Annotated in this window: 16 protein-coding genes; 8 read left to right on the top strand and 8 right to left on the bottom strand. The window is 69.6% G+C overall.

All coding sequences use genetic code 11. From position 1 onward, the window contains the following. Positions 1-22: 22 nt before the first annotated feature. The 3 genes from ACWIGI_RS10675 (at position 23) to ACWIGI_RS10665 (ending at position 3,471) form a co-directional block, all read left to right on the top strand. On the top strand, positions 23-1,231 hold the full coding sequence (locus ACWIGI_RS10675; RefSeq protein ID WP_454202118.1) for an SfnB family sulfur acquisition oxidoreductase: 1,209 nt from the start codon (positions 23-25) through the stop codon (positions 1,229-1,231). Positions 1,232-1,448: 217 nt separating this feature from the next. Further along, the gene (locus ACWIGI_RS10670; RefSeq protein ID WP_454202117.1) at positions 1,449-2,594 is read left to right on the top strand and encodes an LLM class flavin-dependent oxidoreductase; all 1,146 of its coding nucleotides are present in this window, start codon (positions 1,449-1,451) and stop codon (positions 2,592-2,594) included. A gap of 232 nt (positions 2,595-2,826) precedes the next feature. Further along, a complete protein-coding gene (locus tag ACWIGI_RS10665) occupies positions 2,827-3,471 on the top strand; it encodes a dihydrofolate reductase family protein (protein WP_454202116.1) in 645 nt (214 codons plus the stop codon). Between the two features lie 33 nt (positions 3,472-3,504). On the opposite strand, the gene ACWIGI_RS10660 is transcribed toward ACWIGI_RS10665, so the two are convergent. Continuing rightward, on the bottom strand, positions 3,505-4,074 hold the full coding sequence (locus ACWIGI_RS10660; RefSeq protein ID WP_454202115.1) for a TetR/AcrR family transcriptional regulator: 570 nt from the start codon (positions 4,072-4,074) through the stop codon (positions 3,505-3,507). A 183-nt stretch (positions 4,075-4,257) separates the two neighbouring features. Here ACWIGI_RS10660 and ACWIGI_RS10655 point away from each other — a divergent pair, with 183 nt between their 5' ends. The 4 genes from ACWIGI_RS10655 to ACWIGI_RS10640 all read left to right on the top strand — a co-directional run bounded on the left by ACWIGI_RS10655 (position 4,258) and on the right by ACWIGI_RS10640 (position 9,107). Continuing rightward, positions 4,258-4,713, top strand: coding sequence for a tautomerase family protein (locus tag ACWIGI_RS10655; protein WP_454202114.1), 456 nt, complete (start codon positions 4,258-4,260; stop codon positions 4,711-4,713). Continuing rightward, positions 4,710-6,128, top strand: coding sequence for a wax ester/triacylglycerol synthase family O-acyltransferase (locus ACWIGI_RS10650; RefSeq protein WP_454202113.1), 1,419 nt, complete (start codon positions 4,710-4,712; stop codon positions 6,126-6,128). The genes ACWIGI_RS10655 and ACWIGI_RS10650 overlap by 4 nt, the downstream gene beginning before the upstream one ends. A 206-nt stretch (positions 6,129-6,334) precedes the next feature. Continuing rightward, positions 6,335-7,567: a DUF1254 domain-containing protein gene (locus ACWIGI_RS10645; RefSeq protein ID WP_454202270.1), complete on the top strand. Its 1,233-nt coding sequence runs from the start codon at positions 6,335-6,337 to the stop codon at positions 7,565-7,567. Between the two features lie 31 nt (positions 7,568-7,598). Further along, complete coding sequence (locus ACWIGI_RS10640) at positions 7,599-9,107, top strand: DUF1254 domain-containing protein (protein ID WP_454202112.1); 1,509 nt, start codon at positions 7,599-7,601, stop codon at positions 9,105-9,107. Positions 9,108-9,207: 100 nt separating this feature from the next. On the opposite strand, the gene trpA is transcribed toward ACWIGI_RS10640, so the two are convergent. From trpA to ACWIGI_RS10610, 6 genes are all read right to left on the bottom strand, one after another. Next, positions 9,208-10,017, bottom strand: coding sequence for a tryptophan synthase subunit alpha (gene trpA / locus ACWIGI_RS10635; RefSeq protein ID WP_454202111.1), 810 nt, complete (start codon positions 10,015-10,017; stop codon positions 9,208-9,210). Beyond that, entirely contained in the window at positions 10,014-11,264 is a 1,251-nt protein-coding gene (gene trpB / locus ACWIGI_RS10630) for a tryptophan synthase subunit beta (protein WP_454202110.1), read from the bottom strand. Before trpB ends, trpA begins: the two co-directional genes overlap by 4 nt. Positions 11,265-11,368: 104 nt before the next feature. Next, positions 11,369-11,536 (bottom strand): tryptophan biosynthesis modulator TrpM, encoded by a 168-nt coding sequence (trpM, locus tag ACWIGI_RS10625; protein WP_454202109.1) that lies wholly within the window; start codon positions 11,534-11,536, stop codon positions 11,369-11,371. Between the two features lie 60 nt (positions 11,537-11,596). Then, positions 11,597-12,346, bottom strand: a complete 750-nt coding sequence (locus ACWIGI_RS10620; RefSeq protein ID WP_454202108.1) for a hypothetical protein — start codon at positions 12,344-12,346, stop codon at positions 11,597-11,599. Between the two features lie 141 nt (positions 12,347-12,487). Next, the gene (locus ACWIGI_RS10615; protein WP_454202107.1) at positions 12,488-14,059 is read right to left on the bottom strand and encodes an HD domain-containing phosphohydrolase; all 1,572 of its coding nucleotides are present in this window, start codon (positions 14,057-14,059) and stop codon (positions 12,488-12,490) included. Positions 14,060-14,202: 143 nt separating this feature from the next. Beyond that, the gene (locus ACWIGI_RS10610; RefSeq protein ID WP_454202106.1) at positions 14,203-14,979 is read right to left on the bottom strand and encodes an AraC family transcriptional regulator; all 777 of its coding nucleotides are present in this window, start codon (positions 14,977-14,979) and stop codon (positions 14,203-14,205) included. Between ACWIGI_RS10610 and ACWIGI_RS10605 the strand changes: the two genes are divergently transcribed. Further along, positions 14,884-15,867, top strand: a complete 984-nt coding sequence (locus ACWIGI_RS10605; protein WP_454202105.1) for a sulfite exporter TauE/SafE family protein — start codon at positions 14,884-14,886, stop codon at positions 15,865-15,867. The two genes, ACWIGI_RS10610 and ACWIGI_RS10605, sit on opposite strands and share 96 nt — an antisense overlap. A 40-nt stretch (positions 15,868-15,907) precedes the next feature. Here ACWIGI_RS10605 and ACWIGI_RS10600 read toward each other — a convergent pair whose 3' ends face one another. Next, positions 15,908-17,101: a molybdopterin-binding protein gene (locus ACWIGI_RS10600; protein WP_454202104.1), complete on the bottom strand. Its 1,194-nt coding sequence runs from the start codon at positions 17,099-17,101 to the stop codon at positions 15,908-15,910. Positions 17,102-17,178 lie beyond the last annotated feature (77 nt).

Raw genomic sequence — 17,178 nt, 5'->3', positions numbered from 1 at the left:
CCGAGAACACCTGGGGCACAGCATGACCGAGATCGCCGAACGACCGTTGACCGCGCGGGTGATCGCCGACGCCGAGGAGGCGCTGGCGGTCGCGGCCCGGTTCGCGATCCGGCTCGCCGCCGGTGCGGCGGATCGTGACGCCCGGCGCGAACTGCCCCGCGCCGAGCTGGAGGAGCTGTCTGCCAGCGGGCTGTTCGGCATCACGGTGCCCCGGGAGTTCGGCGGGGCGGAGGTCTCGACAGCCGTTGTCGCGGAGGTGTTCCGGCTCCTGGCCTCCGGCGACCCGAATGTGGCGCAGATTCCGCACAGTCACTTCGTGTACGTGAACGCGCTGCGCCAGAACGGGACCGCGGAGTTGCAGCGGCGGCTGTTCGCGGAAGTGCTGGCGGGCAAGCGATTCGGCAACGCGCAGTCCGAGGTCGGCACCAAACACGTACAGGACTACCGCACCCGGCTGCGGGCGCGCGCCGCGGGCGGGTTCGTCCTGGACGGAGTCAAGCACTACTCGACCGGCGCCCTGTTCGCGCACTGGATTCCGGTGCTGGCCAAGGACGACGAGAATCAGATCGTGGTGGCCTACGTCCCCGCCGACGCCGGCGGGCTCACCGTCGTCGACGACTGGGACGGCATGGGCCAGCGCACCACCGCCAGCGGCACGGTGCGGCTCGAGGGCGTCCGGGTGCCCGCCGAGTACGTCGTTCCGCACCACCTCACCTTCACCGGGCCACAGCTCTACGGGGCCCGAGCCCAGATCCTGCACACCGCGATCGACGCGGGTATCGCGCGCGGGGCGCTCACCGAGGCGGCCGAGTTCGTCCGCACCCGCAGCCGGCCGTGGTTCGAGGCCGGGGTGGAGAGCGCGGCCGAGGATCCACTCACGGTGCAGCGCTTCGGCGAACTGGAGGTGAGCGTGCGCGCGGCGGAGGCGCTGCTGGCCGTGGCGGGTGCGGCCGTCGACCGGGCGCAGGCCGATCTGGACGACAGCACCGCGGCGCACGCGTCCATCGCGGTCGCCACCGCCAAGGCCGCCGCCGATCGCGCCGCGCTGGAGGTCACCAATGCCCTGTTCGAGGTCGCGGGCACCCGGTCGGCGCTGGATTCGCTGAACCTGCACCGGCATTGGCGCAACGCCCGCACCCACACCCTGCACGATCCGGTGCGCTGGAAGATCCAGCACATCGGTCGCTACCTGCTCACCGGCACGCCGCCGCCGCGCCACGGCGTGCTCTGAGGGAGTTCGCGGTCCGCCCCTGCACCACGACGCTATCGACAGCGCGCCCGGGCTGCTGGGGGTCCCGTGCCACCCACCGGCGCGTCCGGCTCTCGATCTGCTTCGGCACGTTGATCCCGAGGCGGGCTCCGCTCCCGGTCCGCCCGGCAGCGGAACGCTCAGACGGCGGTTGCGGGCTCGATTCCGGCTGCCTCCCGACCCCTAGAACGGACGAAACATGTTGCGGTTCCACTGGTTCCTGCCCACCTACGGCGACAGTCGCTATCTCGTCGGCGGCGGGCACGGCACGGCCGTCACCGCGGCGAGCGGCGATCGCCCCGCCGATATCGGCTACCTGTCCCAAATCGCGCGCGGCGCCGAGCAATTGGGCTTCGAGGCGGCCCTGACCCCGACCGGCGCATGGTGCGAGGACGCCTGGCTCACCACGGCCATCCTGGCCCGCGAATCCGAGCATCTGAAATTCCTGGTCGCCTTCCGGCCGGGTCTGGTGTCGCCGACGCTGGCCGCCCAGATGGCCGCCACCTACCAGCGGCACACCGGCGGGCGACTGCTGCTCAACGTGGTCACCGGCGGCGAGGATCACGAACAGCGCGCCTACGGCGACCATCTCGACAAGGATCAGCGCTATCGGCGCACCGACGAGTTCCTCACCGTGGTCCGCCGACTGTGGGCCGGTGAGCGAGTCACCCTGGCGGGCGAGCACATTCACGTGGTCGACGCGGCCCTGGACCGCGTCCCTCACCCCATCCCGGACATCTACTTCGGCGGTTCCTCCCCCGCCGCGGGCGGGGTCGCCGTACGGCACAGCGACGTCTACCTGACCTGGGGCGAGCCCCCGGAGGCCGTCGCCGCCAAACTCGACTGGATCCGCGCGCAGGCCGCTGCGGCGGGCCGCACCCCGCCGCGTTTCGGCATCCGCCTGCACGTCATCAGCCGCGACACCGCGGAACAGGCCTGGGCCGAGGCCGACCGCCTCGTCTCGGCCCTGGACCCCGCGGCCATCGCTGCGGTCCAGGCGGGCCTGTCCCGCAGCGGTTCCGAGGGCCAGCGGCGGATGCGCGCGCTGCACGGCGGCACCACCGCGGATCTGGAGGTCTCCCCCAACCTCTGGGCCGGGGTCGGTCTCGTGCGCGGCGGCGCGGGCACCGCCCTGGTCGGCAACCACACCGAGGTCGCCGAGCGGATCGAGGAGTACCACGCCCTCGGGATCGAGGAGTTCATCCTGTCCGGCCACCCGCACCTCGAGGAGGCCTACTGGTTCGGCGAGGGCGTCCTGCCGATTCTCAGCCGAAAAGGGTTGTGGCGGCATCCGTTCCGGAACGCGGATACCGCGGCCGCCGCGCGGGTGCCGTTCGCCAACTGATCCTGCCGAAGATCTCGGATCCGTGTCGCGGTGGGCCGCCGTACCGGTCCGTGTCGTCGGTACGAGACCCTCTGCTCCCGGCTTCGGCTCATCACGCCTTACCTCGGAGCCGCGAGGTGAGGCGTGATCGCATCCACGAAACTGTCGGACCCGCCCGGTACCTTGGGCGCACCCATAGCTGCCGCCGGCATCGGTCGGCGGAGCTCGACCGTGGTTCGCTGAAAGGGTTCCGATGACGCCTCTGGTTCGTGTGCAGAACTTCGCCGTGTCCACCGACGGGTACGGCGCGGGCGAGGGGCAGAGCCTCGACCGGCCGTTCGGTCACGCCGATCCCGCCGCGCTGATGTCCTGGGCCGGGGCAACCGCGCACTGGCCCAATCGCACCGAGCCCGGCGGCACATACGGCCTCGACGACTACATCACCCGCGACTACGCGAACAACATCGGCGCCGAGATCATGGGCCGTAACAAGTTCGGTCCCCTGCGCGGCCCGTGGCAGAACGAGGACTGGCAGGGCTGGTGGGGCGACGAGCCCCCGTTCCGCACCCCGGTGTTCGTGCTGACCCACCACCCCCGCCCGTCCTTCTCCCTGTCCGACACGACGTTCCACTTCATCGACGCCTCCCCGAAAGACGCTCTGGCCCAGGCCCTCGAAGCCGCCGACGGCAAGGATGTGCGCATCGGCGGCGGTGTGGCGACGGTGCGCCAGTTCCTCGACGCCGACCTGATCGACACGATGCACGTCGCCGTCGCGCCGGTCGAACTGGGCCGCGGCGAAAAGCTGTGGAACGGTCCCGACGATCTGACCGACCGGTTCCACCTGGAGCAGGTCCCCAGCCCGAGCGGCGTGATACACCACTTCTTCTGGCGCCGCTGAGCGGTTCGCCCGCGCCCTACGGCGCAGGTGCGGTCAGCTCAGACCGCTGATCTGACGGAGCATGAAGGTCTCGATGCGGTCCAGCGGGCGGGTGCTGCGCTGGGCGCGGGCCATGATCAAAGCGCCTTCGATCGCCGCGACCGCGGTGGTCGCCAGCTCCTCGGCGGTCGCGCGGTCGAGGCCGTGTTGCCACAGGGCCGAGGTGAGGGTCGACTCCCATTCGGCGAAGGCCTCACCCGCCCGTTCGCGCGCGCCCGGGGTGTCGGGGCCGGACATGCCGCCCGCGGCCACCGGGCAGCCGGCGGTGAAGTCCGACTCGAGCAGCTGGTCACGAAAGTGGTTCACGAAGGCCGTGACGGCGCCGGCCGGGCCTTCGGCAGCCAGGAGCGCGCTGATCATCCGGCCCATCGTCCGGCCGGCGAGGTCGGTGGCCTCCTCCGCCAATTGCGCTTTGCCGCCGGGGAAGTAGTGATAGACCGAGCCGCGCGGCGCGCCGGTGCGTTCCATGATGTCGGCCAGCGCGGTGCCGGCGACGCCTCGCTCCCGGAACAGCAGGGTCGCACCGGTCAGCATCCGGTCCCTGGACTCACCTCGCTGCGCCACCCGCACCTCCTCGATCGATCTTCGATCGATACTAGTCTATACCGTTCGACATAGAACAAAGTGCCGCCTTCTTCGCCCAATAACGCCTGCAAACAGCTTTACGCGACGTATTGACAGGCGAAACCGGGCCGCCTTAGTCTCAAGAACTATATCGATCAGCATAACTTTCGTGGGGAGCACGCCATGCCGATAATCGATCTGACCGTGATCGAAGGTTCGATCGCACCGTCGAGAACCCAGCCCCTGCTCGACGAGCTCGCGACAATCCTGCTGCGCTGGGAAGGCGCGCCCGATACCGAGTTCTTCCGCGAGGTCACCTGGGTGTACCTGCACGAGATCGCCGCGGACCGGCTCGCGGTCGGCGGCCGCGCGGGAGGCGCGCCGCGATTCCGGGTCGACATCACCGTCCCCGCGGGCGCGCTGTCCGAGCGCCGGAAGGCCGGTTTGATCGGCGACGTCCACACCGCCGTCCTCGCGGCCGCCGGACTCGACCCGCACAGCGTCCACGCGATGCACGTGTGGACCCTCATTCGTGAAGTGCCCGAAGGCAGTTGGGGTGTCGCGGGGCAGCCCGTCACCTATCAGGCATTGAAGAGCGCCTCCGCGGCCGAGCGCGAACGGACCGGCGCCGCCGGATGACGACCACCGCCCTGAACCCCCTCGACATCGCGTTCCTGTGGGGCGAGTCCGACACCAATCTGATGAACATCGCGCACCTGGACATCTTCCGGTTGCCGCCGGATGCCGGACCCGAGTTCGTATCGGACCTGGTCGACGAGCTCCGCACCCACACCACCGCGACAACACCTTTCGACCGGCGCGTCGACAGCAGCGCGCCCGGGCGGATCGTCCCGCGCTGGGCACGGGTCGACTCGCCCGATCTCGACTATCACGTCCAGCGCCACGTGCTGCCCGCACCCGGTAGCGCGCGCGAACTGGGCATGCTGGTCTCGCACCTGCACGGCATCCGCATGGATCGCGCGCATCCGCTCTGGCAGCTGCATGTCATCGAGGGACTCGACGACGGGCGGGTCGGGCTCTACGTGAAGGGGCATCACGCCCTTCTCGACGGGATCGCCACCGTCCGATTGGCACGCAAGGTGATGTCGGGCGACCCGCACGAGCGTGGCCGTCCCGCGATCTGGGCGTACCGCGAACCCGAGCGACGGAGACCCCCTCGCGACGGGAACCCTTCCGCCGCAGCCGGTTCCGATGTTCTCGCCACCCTGGGAGCACAGCTTTCCGGCCTGCGCGCGATCAGCCGCATGTACGGCGGCATGGTCGGCACCCTGGCCCGCCGCACCCTCCCCGGCCTGCCCGCGCCCACCGACGCACTCGTCGAGCCGTTCACCGCACCCCGTTCGATCCTGAACGGCCCGATCACCGCCGAACGCCGAATAGCAACGCACACTGTCGAACTCGCCCGGATCAGCGCGCTGGCGACCCGCTGCGGCGGGACGGTGAACGACATCATCCTGGCGATGTGCGCGGGCGGGCTCCGGCGCTACCTGATCGAGATCGACGAGCTGCCCGGCGCCGCGCTCGTCGCCGGGATGCCGATGTCGTTCCGCCCCAAGGACAGTGACGATGCCGAGGGCAATGCGACGACGATGGCCCTGGTGACCCTCGCCACCGATGTCGCCGATCCCCGCGAACGCTGTGCGGCGATCATCGCTTCGACCGTCCGGGCCAAGCAACACATGGCCACCATGTCCGCCGCGGCCGTGATGTCCTACACCGCCCTGCTGATGGCTCCGTTCGGCGCCGGCCTGGTCCTCGGCATCGGGAGCCGCGTGACCCCCATGTTCAACGTCGTGGTCTCGAACCTCGCCGGCCCACCCGATGCCCTGCACTACAACGGCATGACCCTGGAGGAGTGGCACGCGGTCTCGATCCCCCTCGACGGCCAGGCCCTGAACATCACCCTGATGTCCTACGCGGGCAACCTGAACCTGTGCGTAACCGCCTGCGCGACAAACCTTCCCCACGTCCATCGCCTGGCCCGGTACTGCGGTGAGGCGCTGGACGAGCTGGAGGAGGCGGATATGCGGTAGCGGCGCAGGCCAGACCGTGCCACGCCCCGGCGACCGGGTGGAAGGCGTGCCCTGAGACTCTACGTACTCACGCGCCATCTCATCCGAATCGGATGAGGCAACCCCTCCCTCCACCTGAAACGCTCGGCTGGGCCCCGCGGGCGGCGCAGGCCGCGCCGGGGTCCATCGACGCCGGTTGACGTGGACTCGGAGGTGGTGGCGTGACAATGTCGGACGGCCTGGCCAGGGACGCATACCTGTACGGATATTCCATCGACGAGGCGTACAAGTTCCTGTACGAGACGACCATCGAGCCGGGGGCCGAGCTGAACCGATTCCAGCTGCTGCGCGACCTCGCGGACGACACCTACACCGCCCACCCGACCATCAACAACGACACCCTGCACCTGCAGGGCTGGTTCGATGTCGGGGCGGAGCCGGTGGTGGTCACCGTCCCCGACTTCGACGCGGGTCGCTACTGGATCCTGCACACCATGGACCTGGGCCACTACACCAACGCCATGATCGGCTCGCGCACCCGCGGCACCGCGGGCGGGCGATTCCTGTTCGCCGGCAGCTCGTGGGCGGGCGCGACGCCGGACGGCGTCGACGAGGTCGTGCGGTCGGAATCGGACCTGATCAAGGTCATGGGCCGCATCATGACCACCGGTGGCGACGACCTCGCCACCGCCCGCGACCTGCAGGACCGGTGGACACTGCAGACGCTGTCGGACTTCCTCGGCACCCCGGCGCCCGATCCGATCACCCGCGCCTACCCGGACCCGGCGTCGACGAACTGGCTCGAGCGGGTCTGCTTCGTCCTCACGATGGGAAACATGGCCGTCGCCGACGCCGACTGGCTCGATCGCTACCGGGAGATCGGGTTGTCCGCCGGCGCAACCACCTTCACCCCGGAACAACTCGAAGCGGCCGAACGCGGGGAACGACTCGGCATGGCACGCATCCATGAACTCGCCCCGCAGCTGACCAACTCCGAGGAACTGCTCGGCACCCGCGCGGACCTGCAGCACACGCCTCGCGACACCTTCGCGATCGGCACCTTCCTCGGCCAGTGGGGACTGCCCCCGGTCGAATCGGTGTACCTGAAGATCGAGACCGGCTCGGACGGGCTACCTCTCAACGGTTCCGGCGGCAAGACCTACCGTGCCCGGTTCCTCCCGCCTCCGGTGAGCGAATTCTGGTCGTTCACCGTGTACGGCAACGACAACCGGCTCATGGCACACAACGCGATCAATCGCCACAGTCGCGGCGACCGCACCCTCACCCCCGACGCGGACGGCTACTACACACTCGAACTCGGCTCCGACGCCGCCGCACACGCCGACGACCCCAACTACCTGCCCATCCCCGCCAAGGACTGCTACGTCATCCTGCGCATGTACGGCCCCAACCAGGACATCCGCGACGGGAAATACCCGCTCCCGGTCTTCGAGGTCTGACACCACTCCGGAACAGGATGGGAGCGTCGATGTGAACGCACGCCGTATCGGTACCCACTCGCTGCGACAAATCTCGGGTTACGTCGGAATCCCCGCGGCGTGCATCGGCTTATCCGTTCTCCTGCTGGCATGTTCGAGCGGAGCGGATCAGCCCAAGAAGGATTCCTCGTCCCCGAGTTCGGACACCCGCGCGACGGACGCGCACGCCGAACAGCAGTGGGCCTATTCGGTCGGCATCCAGAACTACGTGTTCGGGCTGCCGCTGACGATCTACGAACGCGAACGCACGTTGCGCATGGATCCGGCCGCGCTGGAGAAGGCGAAGGCCTACGCGCCGGCCGCTCCGCTCAACCAGATCGGCCATATGAAAACCCTGGCCACGGCCGACGACGTCATGCCGTACACGCCGAACAACGACACCGTGTACAGCGGTGCACTACTGGAACTTCGCGACGAACCGATGATCCTGACCGCGCCGGACATCATGGACCGATACTGGTCGGTCGAGGTCGCCGACACCTACACCAACAACGTCTTCTACATCGGCACCCGCGCGACCGGCGGCAGGGGCGGCGACCACGCGTTCGTGGGACCGGACTGGCAGGGTGAGCTGCCGCCCGGGGTGATCGAACATCGGGTACCGAACAACAGCGTGATGTTCGCGATCCGCATCGGGGTGCTGCCCAACGACGCCGCCGATCTCGCCGAAGTCAATGCGCTGCAGGAGAAGTTCTCCCTCACCGCGCTGTCCTACTGGAGCGATCCCGCCCAGCACGGCCGGGTGACCGTGCCCGACCTGGGCGCCCGCCCGCACTATGACGACGACTTGGCCTTCTACCGGACCGTCGCCGATCTGGCGGCGGAGAACCCCCCGGCGCCCGGCAACGAGGCGGCCATCGAACTGCTCAGCCGGGGCGGCATCACCCTCGGTGCACCCATGGATGTCGGCGCGCTCAGCGATCCCATGCGAAAAGGCTTGGCGCAGGCCGCGATCGACGGTCCGGAGGTGATGTCGTGGAAGGTGAAATACCGCGGCACCCCGTATCCCACGCGCTGGAACAACCTGACGCCCGGAACCTACGGGGTCGACTATCTGGACCGTGCCGCGGGGTCACTGCAGGGTTTGTTCGTTCACGATCGTGACGAGGCCGAGTATTTCAGCACCTACGAGGACGGCGACGCGAATCTGCTCGACGGGTCCCACAGGTATGTGCTGCATTTCGACGCCGATCAGCTCCCGCCGACGTTACCCAACGGCTTCTGGTCGATCACGATGTACGGCGCCGATTTCCAGCTGGTCGAGAATCCGATAGACCGCTATTCGATCGGTGACCGAACCCCCGGACTGACCAAGAATCCCGACGGTTCCCTCGACATCTACATCCAGCACGAGGAACCGGCGAGCCACACGAGCAACTGGTTGCCCTCGGCGGCCGACGGCCAGTTCCGGCTCAACTACCGCATCTACCTTCCCGACGCCGATGCCAAGGATCCGGCGACCCTCGTCAAATACATTCCCCCCGTTCGGAAAGTCGACTGAGACCGGATGTACCGGGTGAGCCCGCCGTGCGAACAGGGCGACTCCGCTCAGCCCCGCCGGCCGGAGATCAGACGATCTCCGGCCGGCGGGGATCAGCCGATCAGGCCCGCAGCGCTTGCGCGAGCGAACTCGTCAGGGTGCGCACCGCCACCGGGCCGCCCTCGGCCTCGGGCGCGCCGAGTATCTCCGCGACGAGCGCCGAACCGACGATGACCCCGTCGGCGTAAGTCGCCACGGCCGCGGCCTGGGCCGGGTTGGATATGCCGATCCCGACACAGACCGGGAGGCCGGTGGTCGACCGGACACGACGGACCAGGGCGTCGGGCGATCCGCCGGCCGACTCCCGGGCGCCGGTCACACCCATCAGAGCGGCGGCGTACACGAATCCCGAACAGGCGGAGGTTATTTCGCGCAGTCGTTCATCCGTCGTGCTCGGCGCGGCCACGAACACGGTGGCGAGGTCGTGGGCGGCCGCCTGCTCACGCCAGGGAGCGGACTCCTGGACGGGGAGATCGGGGAGGATGCAGCCCGCACCGCCCGCGTCGGCCAGCTCGGCGGCGAACCGTTCTATCCCGTAGCGGGACAAGGGATTCCAGTACGTCATCACCAGGACGGGTTTCCCGGTGGCGCGATGGACCTCGCGCACGGTGCGTAGCACGTCCCGAATCCGGGTACCGGAACGCAGGGCGATATCCGCGGCGGTCTGGATCACCGGGCCGTCGAGTACCGGATCACTGTGTGGCAGGCCGACTTCGAGAATGTCGGCGCCGGCATCGAGGACCGACCGCATCGCGGCGATGCCGCCCTCGACGGTCGGGAAACCGGCGGGCAGGTAGGCGACCAGCGCCGCGCGGCCCTCTCGTTTCGCCGCGGCCAGGGTGTTTTCGAGCAGTGTGATGTTTCCGCTCACCGGTTCTCCTCCGATCCGGTCGCGCCGGTCTCCAGGCCGAAATAGTCGACCGCGGTGGCCATGTCCTTGTCTCCGCGCCCGGACAGGCTGACCAGGATCAGGGCGTCCGACCCCAGCTCGCGGCCGAGGTCGAGGGCGCCCGCCAGGGCGTGTGCACTCTCGATCGCCGGGATGATGCCCTCGGTCGACGACAGCAACCGCAGTGCCCGCATCGCGGCGTCGTCGGTGATCGGGCGGTACTCGCCACGACCGCTGTCGTGCAGGAACGCGTGCTCGGGACCGATTCCCGGATAGTCCAATCCGGCCGAGATCGAGTGCGCCTCGGTGATCTGGCCTTCGTCGTCCTGCAGCACGTAGGACCGCGAACCGTGCAGGATGCCGGGCTCACCGGCCGACAGCGTGGCCGCGTGCCGCCCGCTCTCGATACCGTGCCCGGCGGCTTCACACCCGATCAGCCGCACCGCCGGATCGTCGAGAAAGGGGTGGAACAGCCCGATGGCGTTCGACCCGCCGCCGACGCACGCCACCGCCGCCTCCGGCAGTCGTCCGGTTCGTTCGAGCAGCTGCCCGCGCGCCTCCACGCCGATCACGCGCTGGAAGTCGCGAATCATCGCCGGGAACGGATGCGGCCCGGCCACGGTCCCGAAGATGTAGTGGGTGTCCTCCGCGTTCGCGACCCAGTCCCGGAACGTCTCGTTGATCGCGTCCTTCAACGTGCGCGATCCGGACGTCACCGGAACGACCCGGGCTCCCAGCATCGTCATGCGAGCCACGTTGAGAGCCTGCCGCCGCATGTCGACTTCGCCCATGTACACGACGCATTCGAGACCGAACAGCGCGCACGCGGTCGCGGTCGCCACCCCGTGCGAACCCGCGCCGGTCTCGGCGATGACGCGGGTCTTGCCCATGCGTTTGGTGAGCAGCGCCTGCCCCAGCACATTGTTGATCTTGTGAGAACCGGTGTGGTTCAGATCCTCCCGCTTGAGGAAAATCGTTGCGCCACCGGCATGTTCGGCGAAGCGTGGCACCTCGGTCAGGGCTGTCGGCCGCCCCGCGTAGTGGGCGAGCAGCTCCGAGAACTCGGCAGCGAATCCCGGATCGCGCAGGGCCCGGTCGTATTCGACGGCGACGTCTTCCACCGCGGCGACGAGCGCCTCCGGTATGAACTTTCCGCCGTAGTCGCCGAAATAGCCCGCGGCGCTGGGATTCTGCCTGTCGGGGGCGGGGATGAAGAGTTGGCTGATCATGTGGTCGCTCCTGGGCCGGAACAGGCGTTCCGGTGCGATGGCTGGGTGAGGTCGGCGCACGCGCACGCGCGCAGCGAAGAACCCGGCCGTGCACGGCCGGATGACTAGCGGTTACCTCGCTCGACGCGCGGCGCGCACAGCCATCGCATCCCATTGACCTGGCCCGGCTCGGAGCCGATCACCCAGCGCACCCGGCGCCCGTGTACCCGGCGCGCCGGCGCGCGGCAGCCGCGCGGGCGGCAACCGGGGGCGAGACGAGCGGCGATGGGCACGATGCCGACAGTAGCAGCCCGCGGTGCGCGGCGATCGTCAGCGCGATCGCCGCGCACCGGTTATCGAGGGTCGACGGTGTGGGTGAGTCCCCCGGAGTTCGGCCCGTCGGTCATCGGATCGAGGGCTTCCCACATCGCCTGACCGATGGCGAGCACGCCGCGGGCGGGCAGGGCGACCGCACCGATGACGGGGTTCACCGCCAGGCGCGCCGGGCTTCCGAAGTCCAGGCCGTCGAGCGTGGCCGTCGACTCGGAGATCAGGTACATGCGCTCGGGCATGAGGATCCCGGTGTGACCGCTGGGCATGGTGCCCGCCATCCGCAGCCGCCCCATACCCAGCGCGGCGGCGATTCGCTCGCGTGCCCGCACGAGCGCGGGCACGCGCCAGGTGCCCAGCGGCAGCCGTCCCCCGACCGCGTTGAGCGCGCGCAGCGCCGGGGTGTCGTGGGCGGTGAGCGTCCACTCCAGCGCGGGTTCGTCGACCGTGATCCGCAGGGTTGCCGGACCGGTCCATTCCAGTCGAATCGAGGCGAAACCCGTATAGACGCAGGCACTTCCGTAGTAGCGCGGGCACGCCGTCTCGAGCCGGTCGCCGTCGACGAAGATCGACCAGCGGCCCTCGGGGTCGCGGTGCCACACGGTTTTGTACGGTCCGAAATCGTTCTCGGGGAAGACGCGCAGGGCGAGTACGTGACCGCTGTCGAAGGGCAGCCCGAATACGCCCCAGCCCTTGACGTATTCGTGGTCCGGCCACGCCGCGTGGCCGACCGTTTCCGGCAGACCGGTCAATCTCGACGCCAGATCAAGCATGATTTCTCATCTCCGGTATCGCTTCCGCCGGCCGCCGCCGGCATCGCGGAACCTCACTTCGTGCACTGCCGCCGGGACGGCGGAACGGTGTGTGCAGCGAACGTTAGGCGCGCGGCGAGCGCGTGTCGTCGGGTGTTCTCCCTACGAATCGACGGCGAGAGTATCCAGTAGGCCGTGCTGCACCGCGTAGAGCGTGACGGTGGATCGGCTCGAGGACCCCGTCTTGGTGTAGATGCGTTCGATATGGGTGCCCGCCGTTTTCGGCGTGATGCCCAGGGCACGCGCCACATCCCGGGTGGAAGCGCCCCGGGCGATCAGTCCGAGCACCTCGAGCTCGCGCGGGGTGAGGCCGTCCGGACCCGAGACCCGGCGACCCCGGGGCTGTCCTGCCGCTTCGAGAACCGCGTCGACCGCTCCCGCGTCGAGTCGGCCCCCACGGACCTCCGCGCGCATCTCGGCGAGAATCCGCTTGGACGGCAAGGCATCCCGATACGCACGTGGTTCGGTCATGGCTCGGTAGACATCGGCCGCGGCCAGCAGTCGCGCCGTCATCGGAATCGCCGACCCGGTCAGTCCGCGATGCGCGCCCGACCCGTCGAGGCGCTCGTAGGCCAGCGCGGCGACCGCCCCGATCCGGGCGAGCCCGGCCGGGCGGGCCAGCACCCGCTCGGTGTAGTACGAGTTCATCCGAAGCCGTTCGCGCTCGGTCACACTCAGCCCCGCGGGCTTGTCCAGAATGCTCGCCGGGACCCCGTGCAGCCCGATGTCGTGCAGCAGGGCCGCGTGCCGCACCAGGGTGATGTCGGCCTCGGGTAGCCCGGCGACGGCCGCTGCCCGACCACCTAGATCGGCCACCCCGCGCGAATGCCCGGCCCGGTACGGCGACCGCAGATCGGTGAAGTCGGCGATCACCTCGAGCGCCGAATCCAGTTCCGCGCCGGTGAGATTGCGCCGCAGTCCCGGATCGGCGGCGATGAGCTCCTCGTAGTCGGGTTCGACGTCGGAGTCCGCCAGCAGCTCGCGGGCCGACGCGCAGAAGGCGTCCACCACCACCGGATCGAACTGCGTCCCGCGCCGCGCCCGGGCGACCTCGATCGCGGCGTCGATGCCGGCGGTGCGATGCATGACCTCCACGACATCGGCGAGATGAAAGAGCCGCATTCCCAGCCCGATTCGGTCGCCGCCGATACCGCCGGGCACACCCCTGCCGTCCCAGCGCGCGAAGAACTGCCGCAGCGAATCCCCCACCGCCGGGTCCAGCCCGAGCCGCTCGGCGATGGTGGAGGTGGCCAGGCAGTGCGCCATCAGCCCCCGCTCGATGTCGCGACCGCCCGTAGCCGCGATGGTCACCGTCTTGCGCACCCGCTGCGCGAGCGGCCCCGACGACCCGGCGTGCCGCAGGAAGAAGGCCGCGCCGCTCACTCCGCGCAGGTCCACACCGTAGGTGTCCGAGCGGAAAGCGATGTCGTCCCCGAACCACGCGGCCACCTCGGGCCCGTCCGCCACGCACCCGGCCCACGCCAGCACCGCGGTGTAGTACAGGTCGGACCGCTCCCCGGGACCGAGCCCGACCTGCTCCCCGAGCCGCGCCGCCAACCGCCACGACCGCAGCACGTGCGCCATGGGCTGGCCCAGGCCGAGGTCCATCGCGAAGGAGAACGCGGCCAGCAACGCGGCCAGGGAAACACCCGGGTCCCGAGGGGTGCGGGTCATGGTGTGAGCATATGCGCGTGGGCCCGCGCTCCGATCGCCGACCACCGGTGGTCGCCGGGCCGCGACGGGTCGTGGGCGACAGGTCCCCGCCGGCCCGGCAGAACCTCGTTCGACCGCTCGCACCGGTTCCGTGCCATGCGCATTCATCCGATCCCGGGAAGCGCGCGGAACACGGTGGGCGGGGAACCTGTTGCCCGCTGGAACATCACCGAGAACGCGGCGGGGGTGTCGTAGCCGAGTTCGCCGGCGATCGCGGTGACCGAGCTACCCGCGGCGAGGGCGTGCAGGGCATGGGCGACGCACGCCCGTTGTCGCCACTGTTGGAAGGTGAGGCCGGTCTCCGCGTGGAAGAGGCGATTGAACGTCCTGGTGCTGACCCGCATTCGCGCCGCCCAGTCGTCCGGGGTGGACCTGATCGTCGGGACGGACTGGAACGCGTCGCACAGCTCACGCAGGTCCGGCCGACCCGGCAGCGGCAGTTCGAAGGGCACGGGTGTCAGGGTCCGCAGTTCGTAGAGGACGAGGTCGATGAGGGTGCCGTCGCGACCACGCCGGTGGTAGTCGGCGGGCATCTCGACGGCCGCGAGTATGAGCTCGCGCAGCAGCGGCGAAACCTCCACTACCTGGCAGCGCGCCGGAAACCACGGCACCGCAGCGGGTTCGAGGTAGAGACTCCGCGTGCTGACGCCCTCCATGAGCACCGCGTGTTCGACCTCGGGCGGGATCAGCACGGCGCGGTGCGTCGGGACGGTCCATGTTCCGTGGTCGGTGTCGACGCGCATGATCCCGGTGGCCGCGTACAAAACCTGGGCGCGGCGGTGACGATGTGCCGGAAGCGGATGGCGCGCCGGGTAATCGGTCCCGATCGCCAGAACCGCGCGGTCGATCGAGTCGACATCCGCGACCGGGATGTTGCGCATTTCCGGAGCCTACCTCCCGTGTCGGATTCTCACCGCAAACCGTCCGACTATCGAATGCGCGACTGGCCTCTCCGTCCATACCGTGCCTGTGTGCCGACCTGCTTTCTGATCTTGCTGCTGCTCGGATGCCTGACCGGCCTCACCACCGTCCTGTTCGGGTTCGGCGGCGGATTCGTCACCGTCCCGGCCGTTTACGCGGTGACGGCCGCGCACGCCGCGAGCGGCGCGATGCATGTCGCGGTCGCGACCTCGGCCGCGGTCATGATCGTCAACGCCTCGATCGCCACCCTCACGCACGCACGATCGGGCATGCCATTGAGACCACATCTGCACCCGCTGGCCTGGTTCATCGCGATCGGGGCCGCGATGGGTGCGATGGCCGCGACGTTCGTGCCCGATCGAGCACTCCAACTGCTCTTCGCCGCCTATCTCGCGATCACCCTCGCCGATATCGTGCTCCGCGACGGGTTCATCACCGCCCTCCATCGAAACCGTCCCCCGACGACCTTCGGATCCAGCGTCGGTGGCGTCGGGATCGGCGCCGTGGCAGCGTTTCTCGGCGTCGGCGGCAGCGTGCTCACCGTGCCGCTGCTGCGCCGCCGGGGAATGCGTATGGCGCAGGCCACCGCACTGGCCAACCCGCTCAGCATCCCCGTCGCAGTCGTCGCCTCGCTGGTGTATGCCACTGCCGGACAGTTCGATTCACCTTCCGGGTTTCTCGGAAGCATCAACCTGACGGCTGCCGCGGCACTGTTGCTCGGCGCGCTGCCGACGATCGTCGCGCTCGAGCGCGCGCCGATCGACATCCCCGATCGAGTGCACGCGATCGCCTACCCGGCCTTCCTGAGCATCGTCCTGATCGCCATGGTCACGACCGCGGTGTCGTGACGCGCGGGCGGCGACGGGCCTGCGGGCGCCGGGGGGCGGGTCAGTTCGGCAAGGACAGCAGTTCGACGAGAGCGCCGCGGCCGGTGCCCGCGGGCACCAGCGCGAGTGCCTGCGCCTGCAGCAGTCCCGCCAGATGCGCGGTACCGCCCGATCGAGTGGCACGCCATACGCCGCCTTCGACCTGGCGGACCGGCACGACCCTGGTCCGATCGTTGTCCGGGGCGCCGGCGTCCGCGAGCCGCCCCGACGCCGGGTTCGACTCGCGACGGCAGGTGAGAGCGCCGACCAGCGACCGCCCGGTCACCAGTGTGGCGGCGACGGCCGCGAGCGGATTGCCCGGCAGCGCCAGCAGGACGCGACCGTCCGGCAGGCGGGCCACCAACTGCGAGCCGCCCGGCCGCATCCGTACGCCGTCGATCAGGATGTGCGCGCCGATCTCGTCGAGCACACTCCGCAGGTGGTCGGCGCCACCGTGACCGGTCGCGCCGACCGTGACCGCGAGTTCGGCATCGGTGTCGAGATCGAACCAGGTGCGCAGCAGGGCCCGGTCATCGGGGAGCCTCGTCAGGTTCCGGATACCGATGTCGCAGTGGCCCAGGTAATGCGGCAGCGCGGTGCCGAGCGCGTCGCGGACCTGGCCGGGCTCGAGGTCACCGCTCGCGCGGATCTCGTCACCGGTGAGCAGCACATCGGCCCGCAGCGGTCCGCGAACCATCGCGATCGGGGTTTCCGCGCTCTGCGCCACCGATACGGTGCTGATCCCGACCCGGGTCCCGACCGGGGTGAGTTCGTCACCGTCGAGCCAGGATTCCCCACGCCGGCGCAGGTCGTTGCGGCGGCCCGCGCCCGCGACGAGCGCCACCGCGCGCTGTCCGCCGGCGTACACGGCACGCAGGGATTCCTGTCGGATCACCGCCGTGGTTCCGGGCGGGGTCAGCGCACCGGTCGCGATCCGGACCGCTTCACCCTCGGACAGCGAAATGCCCGAACGTCTTCCCGCGGTGCAGGTTCCGATGAGGACCCGCCACTGCGGACCCGGACCGCTCACCGCGAAACCGTCCATCGCCGCGGTGTCGGCGGCGGGCAGCGCCGCGGTCGCCCACAGCGGACCGGCCAGCGTGGCGCCGAGGGCGGTGGACAGCAGGGCGTAGCGCTCGGAGACCGGGGTCAGCTCCGAACGCAGGATGTCACCGATCTCGTCCACCGACACATCAACTCGGCTCGCCGTTCGCATCGATGGGTCCTGTACGGCGCGCACGCATCGGTCCTCTCACAGATATGGGCATCTCTGTGAATCCTCAGATACGGCGA

This window comes from Nocardia sp. NPDC055321, assembly GCF_053645575.1.
This window is presented reverse-complemented; position numbering and strand designations above follow the sequence as displayed.

Bases quoted from the DNA above. Each gene is read 5' to 3' on its own strand.
- ACWIGI_RS10675 (WP_454202118.1), top strand. From the start codon at position 23: ATGACCGAGATCGCCGAACGACCGTTGACCGCGCGGGTGATCGCCGAC.
- ACWIGI_RS10670 (WP_454202117.1), top strand. From the start codon at position 1,449: ATGTTGCGGTTCCACTGGTTCCTGCCCACCTACGGCGACAGTCGCTAT.
- ACWIGI_RS10665 (WP_454202116.1), top strand. From the start codon at position 2,827: ATGACGCCTCTGGTTCGTGTGCAGAACTTCGCCGTGTCCACCGACGGG.
- ACWIGI_RS10655 (WP_454202114.1), top strand. From the start codon at position 4,258: ATGCCGATAATCGATCTGACCGTGATCGAAGGTTCGATCGCACCGTCG.
- ACWIGI_RS10650 (WP_454202113.1), top strand. From the start codon at position 4,710: ATGACGACCACCGCCCTGAACCCCCTCGACATCGCGTTCCTGTGGGGC.
- ACWIGI_RS10645 (WP_454202270.1), top strand. From the start codon at position 6,335: ATGTCGGACGGCCTGGCCAGGGACGCATACCTGTACGGATATTCCATC.
- trpB (WP_454202110.1), bottom strand. From the start codon at position 11,264: ATGATCAGCCAACTCTTCATCCCCGCCCCCGACAGGCAGAATCCCAGC.
- ACWIGI_RS10620 (WP_454202108.1), bottom strand. From the start codon at position 12,346: ATGCTTGATCTGGCGTCGAGATTGACCGGTCTGCCGGAAACGGTCGGC.
- ACWIGI_RS10615 (WP_454202107.1), bottom strand. From the start codon at position 14,059: ATGACCCGCACCCCTCGGGACCCGGGTGTTTCCCTGGCCGCGTTGCTG.
- ACWIGI_RS10605 (WP_454202105.1), top strand. From the start codon at position 14,884: ATGTGCCGGAAGCGGATGGCGCGCCGGGTAATCGGTCCCGATCGCCAG.
- ACWIGI_RS10610 (WP_454202106.1), bottom strand. From the start codon at position 14,979: ATGCGCAACATCCCGGTCGCGGATGTCGACTCGATCGACCGCGCGGTT.
- ACWIGI_RS10600 (WP_454202104.1), bottom strand. From the start codon at position 17,101: ATGCGAACGGCGAGCCGAGTTGATGTGTCGGTGGACGAGATCGGTGAC.